Here is an 18,040-nt window from a genome sequence, read left to right on the forward strand (position 1 = left end):
GGCCAATCCCACAAATTGATCACAACCGAATACGCGCCCTAGTCGTCCTCCGGCGCGGAGCGCGACGGAACCAGGCAGCGGCCGTCCGGCCGCGCAGCGGAAGGCCGGGGCACGGGCGCCGGATCGGGCTCGGACACGGGCTCCGAAGCGGACGCGCCTCCGCGCCGATGCCCGGAGCCGGCAGTACTGCCCTCGGCAGCAGACACCCCACCCGGGGACCGGGGCTCGGATACCGGCTCACAGCCAGGCGCCGCTGTTCCGCGCGGCACGGGAGCAGAACCGGCAGAGCCCTCCGCGGGAGAGCCCCGCAACGTCAGCATGACCACCCCCGTCGTGGCGACCGCGCCCGACACGACGGCCAGCACGCCGCCGGCGACGCCGTAGCGGAAGCCCTCGCCGAGGACCGTGATGCCGACCGCCGCGGCCACGACGGGGTTGACGACGGTCACCGTCGCGAGCGGTGCCGCGAGCCCCGCCCCGCGGTAGGCGGCTTGTGACAGCAGCAGGCCCGCCGTGGCGAGGACCGCGATGATGCCGAGGGTGGGCAGCAGGGAGTCCGTCGCGCGGTCGGTCCAGTCGTCGGCCGCCGCCTTGGTGAAGACGGACGCGATGCCGAAGGCGGCACCCGCCGCGGAGGCCAGCATCACGCCCCGTACGACAGGCCGCCGCATCCGGTGTGCGGCGAGCGCGAGCGCGGCCACGGCGGCCAGGACGACCGCCGCGAGCACCGGTCGCTCGGCGCCGCCGAGGGTCTCCGGGTGCGGGGTCCCCGTCAGGGAGAGCAGGCCCGCGAGGCCGACGGTCGCGAGGACGGCCCCGCGCCACCCCGCGGCCCCGACCGGCCGGTGTACGAGCAGGGCGGCCATCGGCAGGGCGAACACCAAGGTCAGCGCGCCCAGCGGCTGCACCAGGCTGAGCGGTCCGAACGCCAGGGCGACCACGTGCAGCGCGGCGCCGAGGCCGGTGAGCGCGACGGCACCCCACCAGCCCGGGCGGCGCAGCGGCGCGTAGGTGACACCGTCACTCGTGGCCGCGACGCGCTCCTGCGCGATGGCCGCGGCCGCGTAGGCGGCGGCGGATATCAGGCACAGCAGCACCGACACCATGAGTGAACTCACGCCACGCCTCGCCTGTCCGTTCCATCGCATCCATCGCGGTTCATACCCCCAACAATGCCTCGCGCGGGGCGCCGCCGTCGTCGTACCTGGGTACGGGCTTGGTCCTACTACCGATGGAGTACCGAGGCAGTACGGAGGGTGGCCCCGTCACTCCCGTCGGGGGCGAGCGGCACGGATGGTCACGATGGCCAATTCTCCCCATCCCCTCAACCGGAATATCCGGAATCGACGTCATCCATACGCGGTCTGCTCTTCATGAATTTCCATGTCGTGGAGGCGGAGCCGGGTCCGAGGGTGTCCGGAAAACTCGTTGCCAATCCTCACCCCGGACCTATGGACTCGACGCGAGCGCCCGCAGGGGACTTGGTTGTACATCACGGGGGGAACCACCATGTGCAGCACTTCACCAATCTGGCATGCCCATGCACTCGGGGAGGCCGAGGGGCGAAAGGGCCGTCGCGTCACCGTCATCGGCGCCGGGGTGGCCGGGCTGGTGGCGGCCCACGAGCTGGAACGGCTGAATTACCGGGTCCGGGTACTGGAAGGCAACACCCGTATCGGCGGTCGCGTCCACACCCACCGGTTCGGCCGCGCCCCTGGCGCACCGTCCGTGGAACTCGGCGCCATGCGCATTCCGACCCATCATCGCCGCACCCTGGAATACATCGAACATTTGCACCTCGGTGAAAATGTTCGGGAATTCAGGACCTTCCTGTCGGACGAGAACGCATTTCTGCACACGGCCGACGGATTCGTGCGGATCCGGGACGCCTCCGGTCCGCTGCACCGCGGCTTCCGGCGCGAGCTCGCGCGGGAGCGCCACCCCGGCTCGTACGACGACGCCACCGTCGCCTTCGGTGCCTGGCTCACCGCCGTCGTCGGGGCCATCGCCCCGCCGGACCTGCGGGACGCGCTGCGCGAGGACCTGCGTCGACAGTTGCTCGACCTGGTCGCCCGGATCGATCCGGCTCCGTACCTGACCGGGGCCGCCGGGGGCCGGGTGGATCTCCACGCGCTCTTCGCCGCGCACCCGGGGATCCGGGCCGGTTGCAGCGGCCGGCTCAACAGCTTCCTCGACGACATCCTCACCGAGACCGGCCCCGCGCTGCTGCGGATCGAGGGCGGCATGGACCAGTTGCCCCGACGGCTCGCCGAGCGGCTGCGGGGCCCGGTGTCGTGCGGCCGCAAGGTGGTGGGCATCGAGGTGCGGGAGCACGACGTGCTGGTCCGCTCCCGGGCGGGCGCCGGCACGGTCGTCGAGCCCAGCGACTTCGTCGTCTGCGCGGTGCCCTTCCCGGCGCTGCGGCGCATGCGGCTGACCGGCCTGGACGCCGACAAGCTGGCCGTGCTGCGCGAGGTGGACTACTGCCCGGCCACCAAGGTGGCCTTCCACTGCCGGGAGCCCTTCTGGCAGGCGGACGGCATCGCCGGCGGGGCCTCGTTCACCGGCGGCAGCATCCGCCAGACGTACTACCCGCCCGCGGACGGCGGCCCGGGCCGGGGGGCGGCGCTGCTGGCCAGCTACACGATCGGCCGCGAGGCCGGACGGCTGGGGCGGATGTCACCCCGCCGCCGGCACCGGCTCGTCCTGGAGGAGCTGAGCGCGGTCCATCCCGAGCTGCTGCGGCCCGGCATGGTCCTGGACGCGGTGAGCACGGCGTGGGGGCACACGCCGTGGACCGTGGGCTGTGCGATGCGCTGGGGCAAGGACGCGGCCGAGGCCGAGGCGGAGCGCGCCCGCGCGGCCCGCCCGGTGCACCGGCTGTTCTTCGCGGGCGAGCACACCTCGACGACCCCGGCGTGGATCGAGGGGGCCGTCGAATCGGCGCTGCGGGCCGTCGGGGAGATCGACGGGTACGCGCCGAGCCGCCGCCCCGCCGCCTCGGGGGTCCATGCCCCCGCGGGAGCGTGCTGATGAGCGTCTTCGACCTGCCGAGGCTGCACTTCGCCGGAGGCGCGACCACGAAACTGCCGACCGGGCCGCGCTGCGGACGCGTCGACCTGTCCGTGAACCGGGTACTGACCGACGAGGGACCCTTCCCCGCCGACCGGCCCGCGAGCGACTTCCATGCCTATCTCGACGAGCGCGGCCCGCGCTTCGACCGGGACGGGCGGCCCGCGCCGCACGGGGAGTTCAGCCTCGCCAAGGGCCGGCACTTCGACGGCAACGGCCACTTCCTGATGGACGCCCGTATCGTCGCCGCCGAGGGCCCGGACGGGGCGCTCGATGTCACCGACCCGGTGATCGGCCGCACCGTGGACGTCTGGGGCCACTACAACGACTACCTGCGCACCACCGTCAACCGGGCCCGCGTCTTCGACCTCGACCCCGCGTCGCGGTGGACCACGGCCCTGATGGTGGGGCGGTTCGGCTTCGGCCGCGTCGGCCGCTCGCACGACCAGGGCTATCTGTTCACCGGCGGGGTGAGCGGTCTCCAGCCGCCGCGCTGGGTCGACTTCGGCCACATCCTGGACGTCGGCGACCATGTGCTGGCCCCGCAGCTGCGCTACTGCGCGGTGCACCAGTTCGTGGTGGCGGACGGCGAGGACACCGACTGGCTCCCCGACGCCGCGTCCTCCCCCGTGGTGGGCGCGCTGCGCGAGGCCCTGGAGGGGGGTGCGGACGGTGTCGTCGTGCAGTTCGCGCTGGACGGCATGTCCTCGCCCGTGGCCCCGGACGCGCCGAGTCACTGGCGGGTCCGGGGGACGATCGCGCCGTGGCACTCCGAGGAGCTGCGCACGTACCCGGCGGGGCGGCTGCTCGTGCCCGGCCCGCCGCCCGCGGGCGGCAGCGCCCTGCACCACCTCACGGTCGGCCTCGCGGGCGGACGGGCCGCGTTCAACATGGTCTCCGCCGTCCCGCTCACCGGCCGGGCCGAGCAGGCGGGCCCCGGCCCGCTGCACCGGCTCGGCCCGCCGCTGGACCTCGGCGACCTGGAGCTGCGGAGCGCCGATTCCGGCCGGCTCGTCGCCCGGCTGCCGTCGGCGGCCTACCGCGACGACGGCCGCACCTCGGGCATCGTCACCGTACCCGCCGAACCCGGCTGGGAGGCGGCCGGGGACGCGGCGCTGTATCTGACCGGCGTCCTGCCCGGCGGGCGGCGGGCGACGCTGCTGACCGAGCGGGAGACGGTCGTGCAGAGCGACGAGGCGCTGACGACCCTGCACCACCGCGACCTCGCCCACGGCCGCGACCACGCCGTGGCGGTGCCACTGCGCGGTTACGTGCGCGGCCGTCCGGCGAGCACGGGCCCGGTGACCGTGCGGCAGTACGTCAACCCCCGTGCGCTGCCCGGCCACCGGCCGGCCGGGACGCCCGGTGCCCGCTGCGGCGACGCGGTGCTCCTGGGGCTGCGCGCGGGCCCGCCGGACGGGCCCGGCGCTTTCGCCCCCGAGTGCGTCGTGGAGACGGACGAGCACGGCCACGGCCTGCTCACCCTGCGCGGTGAACGGGCGGGCACCTGCCGGGTCCTGCTGTCCACCGGCCCCGGCGACCTGCCGGACGCCGATCCCGACGCCCCGGGATCGGCGTGGGCGGCCTACGACGACGAGGACGCGCTGGGCTTCTGGGCGGGGGCCGGGGCGCTGGCCGTACGGGTCCTGCCCGACGACTGGCACCTGGACGACGTGCCCCGCGAGGACGTGGACTTCGAGCTGCTGCACCGGGAGGTCTTCGCCTACTACGAGCAGGTCTCCTCCTTCATGACCTCGGAGGTGTTCAGCCTCGCGGACCGCTGCAAGGTGGCGACGTACGCGGATCTGGCCTGGCAGATGTGCGACCCGGGCAACAAGGCAAAGACGTACTACATGCCGCCCACCCGCGATCTGACGGATCCGAAGGCGCGGCTGCTGCTGGCGTATCTGCGCAACCAGCAGGCGCGGGTGCGTCCGCCCGTCCCGGTGCCCACCGTGCCCGGCACGGAGCCGGGCATCACCACGCGCGGCCGGTTGTGGGCCGCGCTGAAGCAGGCGGCCGCCCTGGAGCTGGCGGTGATGCTGCAGTACCTGTACGCGGCCTTCCCGCTGCCGACCCACGGCGCCGGGCGCCAGTACGTCCGGCGCGGGCTGTGGACGCCCGGACAGCTGGAACTCGCGTGCGGCCAGGGCGGCGCCACGGCGGACGACGGGATGCGCGGGGCGCTGCTGAACGTGGCCCGTGAGGAGATGATCCATTTCCTGGTGGTCAACAACATCATCATGGCGATCGGTGAACCGTTCCACGTCCCGGCCGTCGACTTCGCCACCATCAACTCCGTGTTGCCGGTCCCGCTGGACTTCGCGCTGGAGCCGTTGAGCGTCGGCAGCGTGCAGCGGTTCATCGCGATCGAACAGCCCGCCGGGCTCGTCCCGGAGATCCGGCGGGAGGGCGCCCCGCGCCCGGAGTCGGGTGGCCGCGCCCCGCGCCCGGAGTCGGGTGGCGGCCCGGAGCGGCGGCGGGCGTTCGCGTGGGGTTCGGTGAGCGAGCTGTACGCGGGGATCCGCGAGGGGCTGCAGCGGGTACCCGATCTGTTCCTGGTGGAGAAGGGCCGGGGCGGCGGCGAGCACCACCTGTTCATGCGGGAGTCGCTCAACGCCACGCACCCCGACTACCAGTTGGAGGTCGACGACCTGTCGAGCGCGCTGTTCGCAGTGGACTTCATCACCGAACAGGGCGAGGGCGGCGCCCTGGGCCGGGGCCCCGGCCGACTCTCGGACGAGTCGCACTTCCAGACGTTCCTGCGGATCGGCGAGGCGCTGACGACCGAGCGGGTCGAGGGCCCGTACGGGCGGCTGGCACCGTGGAACCCCGCCTACCCGGCGCTGCGCAATCCGACGGTGGAGCCGGGCGGCGGCGCGAAGGACCCGATCACGGACCCGGAAGCGCGCGCCGTGGCCCGGCTGTTCAACCGCTCGTACCACCTGATGCTCCACCTCATGGCGCAGCACTTCGGGGAGAGCCCCGACGCGAGCCTGCGCCGCTCGAAGCTGATGAACGCGTCCATCGACGTCATGACCGGCATGATGCGCCCGTTGGCGGAGCTGCTGGTCACCATGGATTCGGGGCGGCGCGGCCGGACGGCGGGGCCGACGTTCGAACTCGATGTCGCGCCCGTCGCCAATCCCCGGCCCGACGTGGCGCGCCGCGCGCTCGCGCTGCGCTTCGAGCACCTGTCGGCGGCGGCCCTCACGTGCCCGTCGGTGCCGGCTCAGGTCCCCGAAATGATGGCGTTCTACGCCGACTTCTTCCGCAGGACGCAGGGTAGGTCATGAGTCGAATTCTTCGTACGACGGACGTATTGATCGTCGGCGGGGGGCCGGTGGGCCTCGCGCTGGCACTGGATTTGAAGTACCGCGGTGTCCGCTTCATGGCACTGGACTCCTCCGACGGCACGGTCTCCCACCCGAAGGTGGGCACGGTCGGCCCCCGGTCGATGGAGCTGTTCCGGCGCTGGGGCGTCGCCGACCGGATCCGGGCCGCGGGCTGGCCCGGGGACCACCCCCTGGACATCGCCTGGGTGACCGCGGTCGGCGGCCACGAGATCCACCGCCTGGACTTCGGCACGGCCGACCGCCGTCCCCCGTTGGCGTACACCCCCGAGCCGGAGCAGGTGTGTCCGCAGCACTGGCTCGGCCCGCTGCTCGCGAAGGAAGTGGGCGTGCACCCCGACGGCCCGCTGCGACGGCGCTGCCGCCTCGACCGCTTCACGCGCTACGACGATCATGTCGTGGCGACGGCCACCGACCTGGACGACGGCTCGCGGCTGACGATCCGGGCCCGCTATCTCGTCGGCTGCGACGGGGCGTCGTCGCTCGTCCGCAAGGCCGCGGGCATCGCGGCGCCGGCCCGCTACGAGACACGGGTCTTCCGCAACATCCTCTTCCGCGCGCCGGGGCTGCGCGAACGGCTCGGTGCGCGCGGCGCCCTGGTGTACTTCCTGACCCAGCCGCCGACGTTGCGCTACCCGCTGCGGTCGATGGACGGCCGGGACCTGTACCGGTTGACGGTGAGCGGGCCGAGCCAGGCCGGCCCCGAGCCGGAGGCGGCCGGGCGGGACGCCCTGAGCATGGTCCGCAACGCCATCCGGTACGACATCCCGCTGGAGGTCCTCTCCGAGAACGTCTGGCATCTGACCCACCGCGTCGCCGAGCGCTACCGCCACGGCCGCGTCCTGCTCGCGGGCGACGCCGCGCACACCCTCTCGCCGTCCGGTGGCTTCGGTATGAACACCGGTATCTGCGACGCCGCCGACCTGGGGTGGAAGCTCGCCGCGGAGCTGGCGGGCTGGGCCGGTCCCGGGCTGCTCGACTCCTACGACACCGAGCGCCGGCCGGTCGCCGAGCGCAGCCTGGAGGAGGCCAACGCGCATCTGCTGCGGACGACGCGCCGCGAGCTGACCAAGGAGATCCTGCTCGACTCCACCGAGGGCGCCCGCGCGCGGGCGAAGCTGTCTGAGGGCATGGAACGGAGCGGGGTGCGGCGCGAATTCGACTCGCCGGACGTGCACTTCGGCTTCCGCTACGTGTCACCCGTGGTGATCGGCGACGGCAGGAGGGAGCGGGACTGGCGCACCGACGCCCTGCCCGGGGCCCGTGCCCCGCACGCGTGGCTGGGTGCGGACACCTCGACGCTCGACCTGTTCGGCACCAGGTTCCGGCTGCTGTGCTTCGCCGACTCCGACCGGCTGGCCGCGTTCGAGGCGGCCTTCGCACACCGGGGTGTCCCGCTGAGGGCGACGCGGTGTCACGACGCGTCGGTGGCGGGGCTCTACCGCAGCGCGTTCGTCCTGGTGCGCCCGGACGGCCATGTCGCCTGGCGCGGTGCGGCACTGCCGAGGGACGTGGTGCGGGTGGTGGACACCGTCCGGGGCGCGACGTGAGCGGGGGCGTGCCGGGCCCGTTCCGCACGGCCGATGTCGACGTCGGTGACCCGTACCCCTGCTACCGCCGCTACCGGGAGGGGGACCCGGTCCACCGGGGGGAGGGCGGGTGGTACCTCTTCCGTCACGCCGATGTGGCGCGGGTGCTGTCGAGCCGCCGGTACGGCCGGGGCGGGCCGCCCGCCCGGCTCCCCGAGGACTGCCCGCATCTGCGGAGGACCGTCGCGAACTGGATGGTCTTCATGGATCCGCCGCGTCACACCCGGGTGCGCGCGCTGGTGGCGAAGGCCTTCGCCCCGCGCATCGTGGAGGGGCTGCGTCCGCGCATCGCCGAGCTCGCGGCCGGCCTGGTCGCGGAGTTGGCCGAGGGGGCAGCCTCGGAGGGAGAGGCCGACCTGATCGACGGCTTCGCGGCGCCCTTCCCGATTCTCGTCATCAGCGAGCTGCTGGGGGTGCCGAAGGAGGACCGGCCGTGGTTCCGCGCCCGCGCGGTGGACCTCCAGCAGGCGACCAGCGCGCGCGTCGCCCGGAGGCCGGACGCGTTCGCGGTGGCGGAGACGGCGGCGCGGGAGTTCGGTGCGTACTTCCGCGCCGAGTTCGCGCGGCGTCGCGCGGATGCGGCGGGCGCCGGGACGGATCTGATCGCGGCGATGCTGGCCGAGCTGGGGCATCCCGGGATCGACGAGGACCTGCTGACGGGCACCTGCGTGCATCTCCTGACAGCGGGCCACGAGACGACGACGAACCTGCTCGCCAAGGGCCTCCTCGCGCTGCTCGCCCACCCCGACCTGCTGGAACGGCTGTGTCTCCAGCCGGGTTCGTGGCCGGGCGCGGTGGAGGAACTGATCCGCTACGACTCGCGATCGCCGAGCTGCCGGGTTCGACCACGGCCCTGGCCGCAGCCACCGCAGGCTTCGCCGACCAGGCCCACCTCGCCCGTACCGCACGGGACTTCATCGGGCGTACGCCCGTCTCTCTGCGACGCGCCGAGGATTAGGGCGCCCTTGACGCCCCATCACGCCCCAACCCCTGAGAGCACCGACGACTCCGCCCCTCCTACGCACATATGAGCGAATCGTCACGCTATACGGTGAACCATGCTGCATTCGCGGATTGGCACATAAAGGTCGGGCACGCGCACTGTGCAGGTTCCCGGGCGCGGAGTGCCCAAGGCCGAGCGCCCGGCCGACATTCACCAACGCCGCGCGCTCCGCGGAGGTGACGCGGCTCCGACGAAAGGGAACGAGAACATGGCGACTGACGCTTCTACCGGGCTACAAGGGATCGATCCGGGCGTCTGGGACCAACTGGCCCGTGCCGTCAACGATCTGAAGCAGGAAGGCGAACCCGGCACGAGTGCCGAGGAGCTGAAGCAGGACTACATCGCAGAGGCTCAGCGCTTCGAGGACAAGGGCGTGGAAGCCCCCGAGGTCACCAAGACCCTGTCCGGTGAGGCCGACAAGTGGGAGCCCTGGGAGATCCAGGTCATTGGCCCCATCAGCGTCTACGGGGGCGCCGAGTTCTCCTTCGGTGAGAACTGGGTACTGCGCGCGGAAGCAGGCATCAAGCTGTCCGGCAAGGTCATCTGGAAAGAGGGATTCAACCTCAACTCCAAGTTGAACAGCATTACCTGGGAGAAGAGCCTCGGAGCGGTCCGGGGCAAGCTCACCGTGGGGATCCACGGTGAGAAGAAGTGCCTTCAGGTGAGCGGTGAGGCCTGCTACTGGTGGGGCAAGTGGCACTGTGCGGGCTTCGACAAGACAATCGGGTGCTTCGGCTGAAGCTGTCCCGCGCGGCTGGTAGGCCGGGCACTCGGCTCGCGTCCCGCTCAGGAAGCGGTGCGGTCTCCCACCCGAATCCACCAGCGTATGCGCGCATACGCGAGCGCCGAAGGGGCTCCTACCCCGGACCGTGACACGGGGTAGGAGCCTCGCCGACTGGCGCCCGGAGTTCTACTCCCTTCGTGACTGACCACGCGCTCACGCCCCATGGCCGACGACCGAAGCCGCGAGCCTATGCCCGGCATTGCAGTTGGGCTCGTGGCGCAGGCGGAGTCCTCGGTATCGCCCTCTTCGCGGCGCGGCGCTCGCAGCGCCAATCCCCATGAGGACTTCACAAGCTGTTCAGCTTGCCCTACCGCTCGTTGCGGAAAGCGCCCTGGCCATCGAAGACGGTGTTCAGCAGCATCCGGAGCTGCGCCGACGGCATGCCGCCGGCCTCGGCCAGACGCTCGATCGCCACGACTGAGTAGCACGCCTATGCGGTGAAGAGGCTGACCGACGCGTCCCTGGACATCGCCCGCCGGACCTGGGTAACGGTGAACATCCGATGGTAACGGCCCGGAGCTGCCCGTCAGATTCAATGCGGCAGAACCCGCTCCAGCCCGGGCAGGGGTGGATCGACCGGTAACGATGACTCGGCCGTCGCGCTCACCGGCCGTCCAGGTTGACGGCCGCCGTCGCACCGCCCTGGGATGGCGGGTCCGCCTGCCCGGAATCCGCCTGGTCCGGCCCGCGGCCCGCGGCCCGGGCCTAGGGTGAGGGGCCGTCGGAGTCCGCAGGATCAGGAGATGCGATGAATCTTCGTGGATCGCTCGTAGGTACCGTGGCCGCGCTCGCTACGACGGTCGCGTGGATGGGAGTCGCCGACGCAGCGCCCGTGAGGGCGAACGGCTCGAAAAGCGCCGACTCGCTGCAGAACGACGTCTCCTACATCAGAAACTGGCTCTCCGGGAAATGCGCCGACGTTGCCGGCTACAGCAGTGTGAACGGCGCGCGGGTGCAGAATTGGGACTGCACCACGGGTACGAACCAGCGGTGGGAGTTCGTACCGATGGGAGACGGCACGTATTACTACGTGGTCGCACAGCACAGCGGCAAGTGCTTGACCGTCGACACCAGCCACCCGAACGGGGACTTCGGCGGCGATGTAAACCAGTGGCAGTGCCTGGGCCAGAACAACCAGATGTGGCGGAAGGCGTACGTAGGGAACAACGCGTACAACCTGGTGTCCAGGCACAACGGGAAGTGCCTCGACCTCGACACTCGTGGGGGTCTGGGAAACGGCGCGACGATCCACAACTGGTCGTGCGGGTTCGGCACCAATCAGCTGTGGCAGCTCGACCACGTGTGATCCTTCCGGGAAAGGGGCGCCCGGGGCTGGACCGGCCAAACGTGCGTCCCGTCGTCGAGGCGGTCGGGGCCCGTGAAGCGCGCGGGATCGCGATGGGCGGCCCATCGCGGCAGTAACGGTCGTCGCCCGACTGCGCGCCTGTATGGAGGCCACGAGGGCGCTGGAGGACGCGGACTCGGGCACCCTGGGCCTCAGAGCTCCTACGCCTGAAGCCATAGCGAAACTTACGCAGGAGCTGAAGCGTCTACCGCCTGCTGCTTCCCACGCTCTCCCGGCGTGGCGGCGGCACCAGCAAGGTTCACGTCTACAGCGCACATGCGAGACGTGGTGCTCACGGCGTCGAGCGGGCTCGAAGCTTGCGAGCAACGGCGCCGGCCGGGTGGATACCTGCGACTGGCTTGGAAGCCCCGGAGCCGCCCTACCGGCAGATCGCCGCCGACCTGAATTCGGGACATCGAGGCCGGCTCGCTAGAAGTGGGCAGTCCCCTGCCGTCCGAAAGTGAGCTGGTGGAAATGTACGGCGTAGCTCGGAACACGGTCCGGAACGCCGTGGCCCACCTCCGGGAACGGGGCTACGTCGAGACGGTGGCGAAAGCGGGGCACGTACGTGAAGGCGCGCACGCTTGCCGATGGGCAGTCGCCGCCCTGAATGAGACCAGTTAGATAGGACCTGTACGAACGCTCCGAGAAGACGCTCTAGGAGTCAAGCGCCGTCGCCTACAGAACATCGACGTTCGCGCCGGACAGCCGGTTCCGACAGTCGAGCACATACGGCGCGTGCTCAAGGATGGACTCATAGTCGAATTCCGAATGGTCCGTGAGCAATACCACGGCGTCGGACGCCGCGATCTCATCCGCAGTGGCCTCGACTCGGATCAGGCGTGCGTCGGTGCTGATGTCATCTACAACGTGCGGGTCCGCGCCGCGCACCTCAGCGCCGAAGTCGAGCAGTAGCTCAGCGATACGAGCCGACGGTGACTCGCGCGCGTCGGAGGTGTCGGCCTTGTAGGCCAGACCGAGCAGCAGCACACGAGATCCCCTGACGGCCATGCGACGCGAATTAAAAGCCTCCATGAGCCGCCGGACCACATATTCGGGCATGTGGGTGTTCACGTCGTTGGCCAGCTCGACGAACCGGAACGACCGGCCGAGCGCCCGCTCCACCCGCCAGGAAAGGAACGAGGGGTCGATCGGCAGGCAATGCCCACCCACCCCGGGCCCCGGGCTGAACCGCATAAAACCGAACGGCTTGGTGGCCGCCGCGTCGATCGCCTCCCAGATATCGATCCCCAGATCGTGGGCGAACACCGCCAGCTCGTTGACCAGCGCGATGTTGACGTGCCGGAAGGTGTTTTCCAACAGCTTGGTCAACTCAGCCTCCTTGCAGGAGGAGACTGGCACGGTGCGCTCAACTAACTCCCGGTAGAAGCCGTCCACCGCGCGCAGCGACTCCCCGTCGATCCCCGAAACGATCTTCGGGGTGTTCTCCAGCCGCCAGGCTGGGTTGCCCGGGTCGATCCGCTCGGGGCTGTACCCGAGGTGGAAATCCGGCCCAGCGAGCAGCCCGGAGCCCTTCTCCAGCAACGGGGCGAGCAGCTCCTCCGTGGTGCCCGGGTAGGTGGTGGACTCCAGCACCACTGTGGCGCCCGGCCGCAGGTACGCGGCCAGCCCCTCGCCGGCCGCCTCGATGTGGGAGAGGTCCGGCACTCCGTCGCGCAGTGGGGTCGGCACAGTGATCACCGCGAGGTCGAAGCCGACTACCGCCGCGGGGTCGGCCGATGGGCGGTAGGCGCCGCTTGCCAGCAGCGGGCGCAGCCGGGCGTCTGGTATGTCCTCGATGTGGGACTCGCCGCCGGCCAGCGTGCCCACCCTGCGCCGGTCAATCTCGTACCCGACCACCTGATGACCGACTTCGGCCGCTCGCACAGCCAGAGGTAGCCCAACGTAGCCCTGGCCAGTGACGACAACCTGCATGGCAGCTCCTACACGGATTTCAGTGCTTGAATGGACCGTCGTCTCTGGCCTAGCAAGGAGAAGCGCTGTGCCCCTGGTGTCTGTCGTGATGCCCGTGTACAACTCGGCGGTCACTCTCGGTGCCTCGATTCGGTCAGTACTCACACAGACCCACAGCGATCTCGAACTTCTGGTCACCGATGACAAATCCTCCGATGACTCCATGGACCTGCTCAGGGACTTCGCCCGGCAGGACGAACGGGTCCTGCCGGAATCGGCACCCGAGCGGGGCGGTGCAGGCCGGGCACGCAACCTCGCTATCGAACGGGCCAGAGGTGATTACATCGCCTTTCTTGACAGTGACGATATGTGGCTCCCGGACAAGGCTGAGCGGCAAATCGACTTCGCGGCGACGGTTAATACGCCTTTGACATTCACCTCGTACTACAAGGTGGACGCCGACTACGACGGTGAAAGCACCGATTTCGTCCCGAACGGGCGCGTGGTCCGGGCACGAGAGCACGTGGACTACCGCGCGATGCTGATCCAGGATCACATCGGTGCGCTGACTGCCATGTATGACCGCTCCGCCCTCGGCACGAGGTTGATGACGGAGATGCGTAAGCGCCAGGACTACGCCCTGTGGCTGTCCATCATGCGCGACGGCACCGCCGCCCTGGGCCTTCCTGAGCCGCTGGCGGTGTATAGGGCGCACCGCCCGGGATCGCTGTCCTCAAACAAGCTGTCGCTCATTCAGTACAACTGGGAGCTGTACCGCGAACACGAACACTTGTCGCTTCCCCGGTCAGCGCAAGCGCTGGCCGGGGCTGCGTGGCATTCGTTGCGCAAGGCGCGGATCTAGAGCTGCTGGCGACTTCGTAGGAACAACTGGAGCAGCACGCGGCGGTTCTCGTCCGGGACGTTGTGCTGGCCGTCGCCGAGCGGTTCGCGGCCATGGACCCACCGGTGTTGGTCCACGATCAGGACGTCACCCCGCTGGAGCGTGAAGGTGGTCTGTCCGGCAATCAGCTCGTCTGCCAGTTCCCTGGCCGCACGGGTGTGCGCCTCGCTGAGGTCGGACTCGGTGAGCATCTTTGCGGTGAACCGGACGAACCCGACGTCTGCGGGCTTGCCGTCCAGGACGGGGAACGGCGCGTACTCCTCGCCGACGTCGGACAGTTCGAAGAACGACCCGTAGCAGAATTCCGGCTCGGCGAGGAGGGCGCGAGTCGATGGCGACAGCCGTGAGACGGCCGCGCGGGCGTCGGAAAGGATGCTCGCGCCGGCACCAAGCGGGTCGGGGCGGACACACAGGAGGATCGTGTAGTCCGGTGGCTGTGTGGCGTTGACCAAGTCCATGTGGAAGGCGTTGTAGCCGATCCCGGTGGACACCCCGGGCTTGGCGGCGAGATTAGTCCCGATCGTCTTCCACAGTGGCCATCGCTGGAATGGCTGGAAGGGGGTGGCCAGTTCGGCTAGGAGCGTCGTTGTCACGCGAAGGAACTGCTCCTCGATGCCCAGGGCCTGGGCGATGTTCCTCAGACGCACCACGGCGTATCCGCCGGCCTCCGCGCCCAGCGTGGAGAGGAGGGCGCCTTTGAATTCGCGGAATTGCGGAGCCGAGCCCAGTTCGGCCCGGTACTGCTTGATCGTGGAGTCGGCGAGGAAGGTGCCGTCCATGCTCCAAGCAGGAAGCGTGCTTCCGATCTCGATCAGATCTTCTTCCAGCTTCCTCGGCAGGTCGATGAAGCCGTCACAGTCAGCATTCGCGATCTCGGGCATCGTGTTGTCCCTTCCTGCGGATTGACTTCGCCCGGCTGGGTGAAAAGCGTTGCTCGCCACGCGTGGCAGCCCGACAGGGCGCGCTTGGGGCGTCCTGGTGGGCGGTCTGGCGGTGGACCCATCGGGCCGCCAGACCCTCACGAGGGCGGCCGGACGGGCTGGGCCCGCCCCGGTCTGGGGAAGGTCAGCCCACACGGTCGCCGGGAAAGGGAACCAGCTAGCGCGCTGACCAGGGCGAGTGTCTAGGGGGCGGAACCTGCCCCTGCCAGGGTTGGTGAGAGTAAGAGGCGCATCACCGGGCCATCCGGCAGGGGCAGGGGTCTAGGGGGCGTTGTGGGCGGCGTCGAGATGCTCGTCGATCTGCTCCTTCATGAGCTTCTCAGCGACCCTGTCACCCATCTCGCGCGCCGCCGTGATGGCTGTCGCCAGTTGGAGGCACTCGTCGCAGCCGGGGGCGTCGATGTGTCTGCCGCTCCTCTCGTACGGGCTCCAGCACCGCCGACGATGTGTCAGCCGGACAGGGGTCGGTCTCCGGCCGCTGGATGATGCCACCGAGTCCGGTCACGAAGGCCCGTCGAGTGACTGCGTCGGCGGGCCTCTCCGGGCTAGGCACGGTGCGTCAGCCAGTGCCGGTGCATCAGGATGCGTGCAGCCTTTTCGCCCGCCCAATCCTGCGCCTCCCCCGCCCTGCGGCGCGCGGCCGTCCAGCGCTGGCACTTCGCGCACCGATCGACAGTCTTGCCGACGATGATGGAGCCGGGGCCTGACGAGTGCGGCAGCGAGATCACATTGTGGGGTACTGAGATCACCGGGGTCACTGCTGTACCTTCCTGTGCGGTTGCTCCTCGTAGCGGGTCTTGGCCTCGCGGTACTTTGCGGCGCCCGCGAGCCCTTTCTGCTCCTCAGCCGCTCTGATAGCTCGGTCGAACCGCTGACACACGGTGCAGGCGTCCTGCGCGGGGAACACGCTGGTCTGAGGCGACGGCAACCCCCACATGGAAGGCGGGTTGCCAGTCACGAGCACTCCTCGTCCTGCGGGGCCTTGAACAGCCCGGCTTGCCGCATCTCATCAACGCTGGCCGGTCTCAGCTCGTTCGGGGGTACCTCCCACTCGCAGCCACCACCCGCCGGGCGGAGCTGGACGCGCGGACCCTCGTGCCCCATGAGCTGCCCCACCTTGCCGCGCTGCGTGTCCACCAGCCACGCACCTAGGCGATAGGGGGTGCCATGCATGACAGACATGATCACTCCTCTCCGTAGCGTTTTCACTACCGAGGGGTTCAGGGTGGCCCACACCTGGGCACTCTTCAACCTGTCAGCGAAGAACGAAAGGTAGGTGAAGCGGCCTTGAACCGACGGGAGTTGAACCCCGATGCCTCACCTCAAGCAGCCTACGGAGCGCGTTTGCGCACGCTGCGCGAGTCGCACGGCTGGAGACAGGATGACTTAGCTGCCCGCATGGAATATTCCAGCGTGCATATTTCAGCCGTTGAAACTGGGCGGAAACCTCCAACTCTCCGCTTCTCGCGTAGTGCCGACGAGGTCTTCGGCCTTACGGGCACAGAGGAAGCGTTTGAACGCCAGTACCGCCAGATCACGCACGGCGCCTTGTTGGAGGGGTTCCCGGAGTACGTCAAGTACGAGGGCCGGGCCATAGAGATCCGGCTGTACGAGATCGGCATCGTCCCGGGTCTCCTCCAAACGCCCGAGTACGCATGGGCCTTGGCCGAGAGTGCCGTTCGCCGGGCCGCCATCACGCCGGAACAAGCGCAGGAGCGCGTCTCGTTCCTGGCGAAGCGACAGGCGGCCTTGGTGCGGCCTCATCCACCTATGGTGTTCGTGACCATGGATGAAAGCTGCATTCGTCGTACCGTCGGTGGGCCGACCGTCATGGACGCCCAGTTGGCGCGTCTGGTCGAGTTCGCCGAGTTGCCGAACACGCTGCTACAGGTAGCGCCGTACGACATAGGCGAGCGTCGCACGTTTGACCTGCCTGTCAATCTCTTGACCTTGTCAGACCGGGCTGTTGTCTGCTACGCCGAGTCACAGGCGCAGGGGAACTTGGACCGGGAACCCGCGTCCGTAGTGCCCATGTTGAGGGCCTACCATCAACTACAGGCCGAATCGTTGTCCCAGGCGGCGTCTGTGGCCATGATCGAGCAGGTACGAAAGGGCACGTTGTGACGACCGATTCCCTCCGCTGGTTCAAGTCTTCCTACAGCAACAACGGCGGCAATTGCGTTGAGGTCGCCACCAACCTTGTCGTCTCGTCCGGCGTCGTTCCCGTCCGGGACAGCAAGCGCCCCGAGGGCCCTGCGCTAGTCGTATCGACGGCGGCGTGGTCCTCGTTCGTGACCAGCGTCAAGCGCGGGACACAGCGCGTCATGTAACCTCACGTTCGGATCCCCGGCCCGCCCACCAGCGAGCCGGGGGTTTCTTTGCGTCTAACGCCTGTCCCGCCTTGCTGTCGCACACGGTGGCTGGCGGACCCAGCGGGACCGTCACGACCTGCCGGAGGAGTTCGGACTACACGGCTGGCGCCGCACAAAGATCACGAATGATCTGGAGAGCAAGGAGAACCCTTTCGAGGTCTCGGCGAACGCCCGCCACCGCTCAGGACCGGGCTACACGATGAAGCACTACGGTCAGCGGCGCGCTGACAATGCCAAGCGACTGGCCTCCTCCAGCGCCAGCCGAATTGGCCTTGCTGGAGTCGCTCCGACCTCCCGCCGGCCGGGTCTCGCGGGGCGCGCTGCGAGCGGCCCGAGCAGCCTGCCGGTGCTGGCCGCCTGAAGTAGGAACCTGCGTCCGGCCTGGTCACGTGGTTGGTCACGCCGCCGGTCGCGGAAAGTTTAAAAACGTACTGGTCACGCTACTGGTCACGCTGACCACTGAGCCAGTCTGAGAAAACAGAAAAACCCCCGCCGAGCAGGGGTTTTGTCTGATCTAACTGGTGTCCGAGGGGGGACTTGAACCCCCACGCCCGATAAAGGGCACTAGCACCTCAAGCTAGCGCGTCTGCCATTCCGCCACCCGGACCAGGTGTATCTCCGCGAGGTGTTTCCCCCCGCAGCGGCACGGCCAACAATACCAAGGTTTCGGAGTGCCTTTCAGCAGGTCAAGGGCGCGGGGGGGGGGGGGGGGGGGGGAAACCCCCCCAAAGGGCCTCACCCCCCAGCCACACCCCCTTCCCCCCCC

General features: G+C 69.6%; 17 protein-coding genes and 1 tRNA gene. 10 read left to right on the top strand and 8 right to left on the bottom strand.

The genetic code is table 11. The features are described from left to right. Positions 1–38: 38 nt before the first annotated feature. The gene (locus ACZ53N_RS28495) at positions 39–1,118 is read right to left on the bottom strand and encodes a DMT family transporter (RefSeq protein ID WP_469143669.1); all 1,080 of its coding nucleotides are present in this window, start codon (positions 1,116–1,118) and stop codon (positions 39–41) included. 391 nt (positions 1,119–1,509) lie between these two features. On the opposite strand from ACZ53N_RS28495, the gene ACZ53N_RS28500 reads away from it, so the two are divergent. The 7 genes from ACZ53N_RS28500 to ACZ53N_RS28530 all read left to right on the top strand — a co-directional run bounded on the left by ACZ53N_RS28500 (position 1,510) and on the right by ACZ53N_RS28530 (position 11,770). After that, the gene (locus ACZ53N_RS28500; protein ID WP_469143670.1) at positions 1,510–3,033 is read left to right on the top strand and encodes a flavin monoamine oxidase family protein; all 1,524 of its coding nucleotides are present in this window, start codon (positions 1,510–1,512) and stop codon (positions 3,031–3,033) included. Then, a complete protein-coding gene (locus ACZ53N_RS28505; protein WP_469143671.1) occupies positions 3,033–6,368 on the top strand; it encodes a ferritin-like domain-containing protein in 3,336 nt (1,111 codons plus the stop codon). The genes ACZ53N_RS28500 and ACZ53N_RS28505 overlap by 1 nt, the downstream gene beginning before the upstream one ends. Next, positions 6,365–7,975 carry an FAD-dependent monooxygenase gene (locus ACZ53N_RS28510; RefSeq protein ID WP_469143672.1) on the top strand — a complete coding sequence of 537 codons (1,611 nt, stop codon included), beginning with the start codon at positions 6,365–6,367 and terminating at the stop codon, positions 7,973–7,975. Before ACZ53N_RS28505 ends, ACZ53N_RS28510 begins: the two co-directional genes overlap by 4 nt. Continuing rightward, positions 7,972–9,045, top strand: a complete 1,074-nt coding sequence (locus ACZ53N_RS28515; RefSeq protein WP_469143673.1) for a cytochrome P450 — start codon at positions 7,972–7,974, stop codon at positions 9,043–9,045. Before ACZ53N_RS28510 ends, ACZ53N_RS28515 begins: the two co-directional genes overlap by 4 nt. 180 nt (positions 9,046–9,225) lie before the next feature. Continuing rightward, entirely contained in the window at positions 9,226–9,756 is a 531-nt protein-coding gene (locus ACZ53N_RS28520) for a hypothetical protein (protein ID WP_469143674.1), read from the top strand. Between the two features lie 793 nt (positions 9,757–10,549). Beyond that, entirely contained in the window at positions 10,550–11,107 is a 558-nt protein-coding gene (locus tag ACZ53N_RS28525) for an RICIN domain-containing protein (protein WP_469143675.1), read from the top strand. A gap of 507 nt (positions 11,108–11,614) precedes the next feature. Further along, complete coding sequence (locus tag ACZ53N_RS28530) at positions 11,615–11,770, top strand: hypothetical protein (protein ID WP_469143676.1); 156 nt, start codon at positions 11,615–11,617, stop codon at positions 11,768–11,770. Between the two features lie 54 nt (positions 11,771–11,824). Here ACZ53N_RS28530 and ACZ53N_RS28535 read toward each other — a convergent pair whose 3' ends face one another. After that, on the bottom strand, positions 11,825–13,081 hold the full coding sequence (locus ACZ53N_RS28535) for a nucleotide sugar dehydrogenase (protein ID WP_469143677.1): 1,257 nt from the start codon (positions 13,079–13,081) through the stop codon (positions 11,825–11,827). A gap of 67 nt (positions 13,082–13,148) precedes the next feature. Here ACZ53N_RS28535 and ACZ53N_RS28540 point away from each other — a divergent pair, with 67 nt between their 5' ends. Then, positions 13,149–13,922, top strand: coding sequence for a glycosyltransferase family 2 protein (locus ACZ53N_RS28540; protein ID WP_469143678.1), 774 nt, complete (start codon positions 13,149–13,151; stop codon positions 13,920–13,922). Here ACZ53N_RS28540 and ACZ53N_RS28545 read toward each other — a convergent pair. The 5 genes from ACZ53N_RS28545 to ACZ53N_RS28565 all read right to left on the bottom strand — a co-directional run bounded on the left by ACZ53N_RS28545 (position 13,919) and on the right by ACZ53N_RS28565 (position 16,084). Further along, a complete protein-coding gene (locus tag ACZ53N_RS28545) occupies positions 13,919–14,842 on the bottom strand; it encodes a TauD/TfdA family dioxygenase (RefSeq protein WP_469143679.1) in 924 nt (307 codons plus the stop codon). The genes ACZ53N_RS28540 and ACZ53N_RS28545 overlap by 4 nt on opposite strands. A 321-nt stretch (positions 14,843–15,163) precedes the next feature. Continuing rightward, entirely contained in the window at positions 15,164–15,394 is a 231-nt protein-coding gene (locus tag ACZ53N_RS28550) for a hypothetical protein (protein ID WP_469143680.1), read from the bottom strand. 53 nt (positions 15,395–15,447) lie between these two features. Then, the gene (locus ACZ53N_RS28555; RefSeq protein ID WP_469143681.1) at positions 15,448–15,660 is read right to left on the bottom strand and encodes a hypothetical protein; all 213 of its coding nucleotides are present in this window, start codon (positions 15,658–15,660) and stop codon (positions 15,448–15,450) included. Then, a complete protein-coding gene (locus ACZ53N_RS28560) occupies positions 15,657–15,860 on the bottom strand; it encodes a hypothetical protein (RefSeq protein WP_469143682.1) in 204 nt (67 codons plus the stop codon). The genes ACZ53N_RS28555 and ACZ53N_RS28560 overlap by 4 nt, the downstream gene beginning before the upstream one ends. Further along, the gene (locus tag ACZ53N_RS28565) at positions 15,857–16,084 is read right to left on the bottom strand and encodes a hypothetical protein (RefSeq protein WP_469143683.1); all 228 of its coding nucleotides are present in this window, start codon (positions 16,082–16,084) and stop codon (positions 15,857–15,859) included. The genes ACZ53N_RS28560 and ACZ53N_RS28565 overlap by 4 nt, the downstream gene beginning before the upstream one ends. 105 nt (positions 16,085–16,189) lie before the next feature. Between ACZ53N_RS28565 and ACZ53N_RS28570 the strand changes: the two genes are divergently transcribed. Both ACZ53N_RS28570 and ACZ53N_RS28575 read left to right on the top strand, forming a co-directional pair. Then, a complete protein-coding gene (locus ACZ53N_RS28570) occupies positions 16,190–17,026 on the top strand; it encodes a helix-turn-helix domain-containing protein (protein ID WP_469143684.1) in 837 nt (278 codons plus the stop codon). Further along, positions 17,023–17,232, top strand: a complete 210-nt coding sequence (locus tag ACZ53N_RS28575; RefSeq protein ID WP_469143685.1) for a DUF397 domain-containing protein — start codon at positions 17,023–17,025, stop codon at positions 17,230–17,232. Before ACZ53N_RS28570 ends, ACZ53N_RS28575 begins: the two co-directional genes overlap by 4 nt. 561 nt (positions 17,233–17,793) lie before the next feature. Here ACZ53N_RS28575 and ACZ53N_RS28580 read toward each other — a convergent pair. Further along, a tRNA-Leu gene (locus tag ACZ53N_RS28580) sits at positions 17,794–17,881 on the bottom strand. Between the last annotated feature and the right edge of the window lie 159 nt (positions 17,882–18,040).

Source organism: Streptomyces sp. NPDC033229, from assembly GCF_055576875.1.

Excerpts from the sequence above, each read along its gene's own strand:
- ACZ53N_RS28500 (WP_469143670.1), top strand. The coding sequence starts at position 1,510 with ATGTGCAGCACTTCACCAATCTGGCATGCCCATGCACTCGGGGAGGCC.
- ACZ53N_RS28505 (WP_469143671.1), top strand. The coding sequence starts at position 3,033 with ATGAGCGTCTTCGACCTGCCGAGGCTGCACTTCGCCGGAGGCGCGACC.
- ACZ53N_RS28510 (WP_469143672.1), top strand. The coding sequence starts at position 6,365 with ATGAGTCGAATTCTTCGTACGACGGACGTATTGATCGTCGGCGGGGGG.
- ACZ53N_RS28520 (WP_469143674.1), top strand. The coding sequence starts at position 9,226 with ATGGCGACTGACGCTTCTACCGGGCTACAAGGGATCGATCCGGGCGTC.
- ACZ53N_RS28525 (WP_469143675.1), top strand. The coding sequence starts at position 10,550 with ATGAATCTTCGTGGATCGCTCGTAGGTACCGTGGCCGCGCTCGCTACG.
- ACZ53N_RS28535 (WP_469143677.1), bottom strand. The coding sequence starts at position 13,081 with ATGCAGGTTGTCGTCACTGGCCAGGGCTACGTTGGGCTACCTCTGGCT.
- ACZ53N_RS28545 (WP_469143679.1), bottom strand. The coding sequence starts at position 14,842 with ATGCCCGAGATCGCGAATGCTGACTGTGACGGCTTCATCGACCTGCCG.
- ACZ53N_RS28565 (WP_469143683.1), bottom strand. The coding sequence starts at position 16,084 with ATGTCTGTCATGCATGGCACCCCCTATCGCCTAGGTGCGTGGCTGGTG.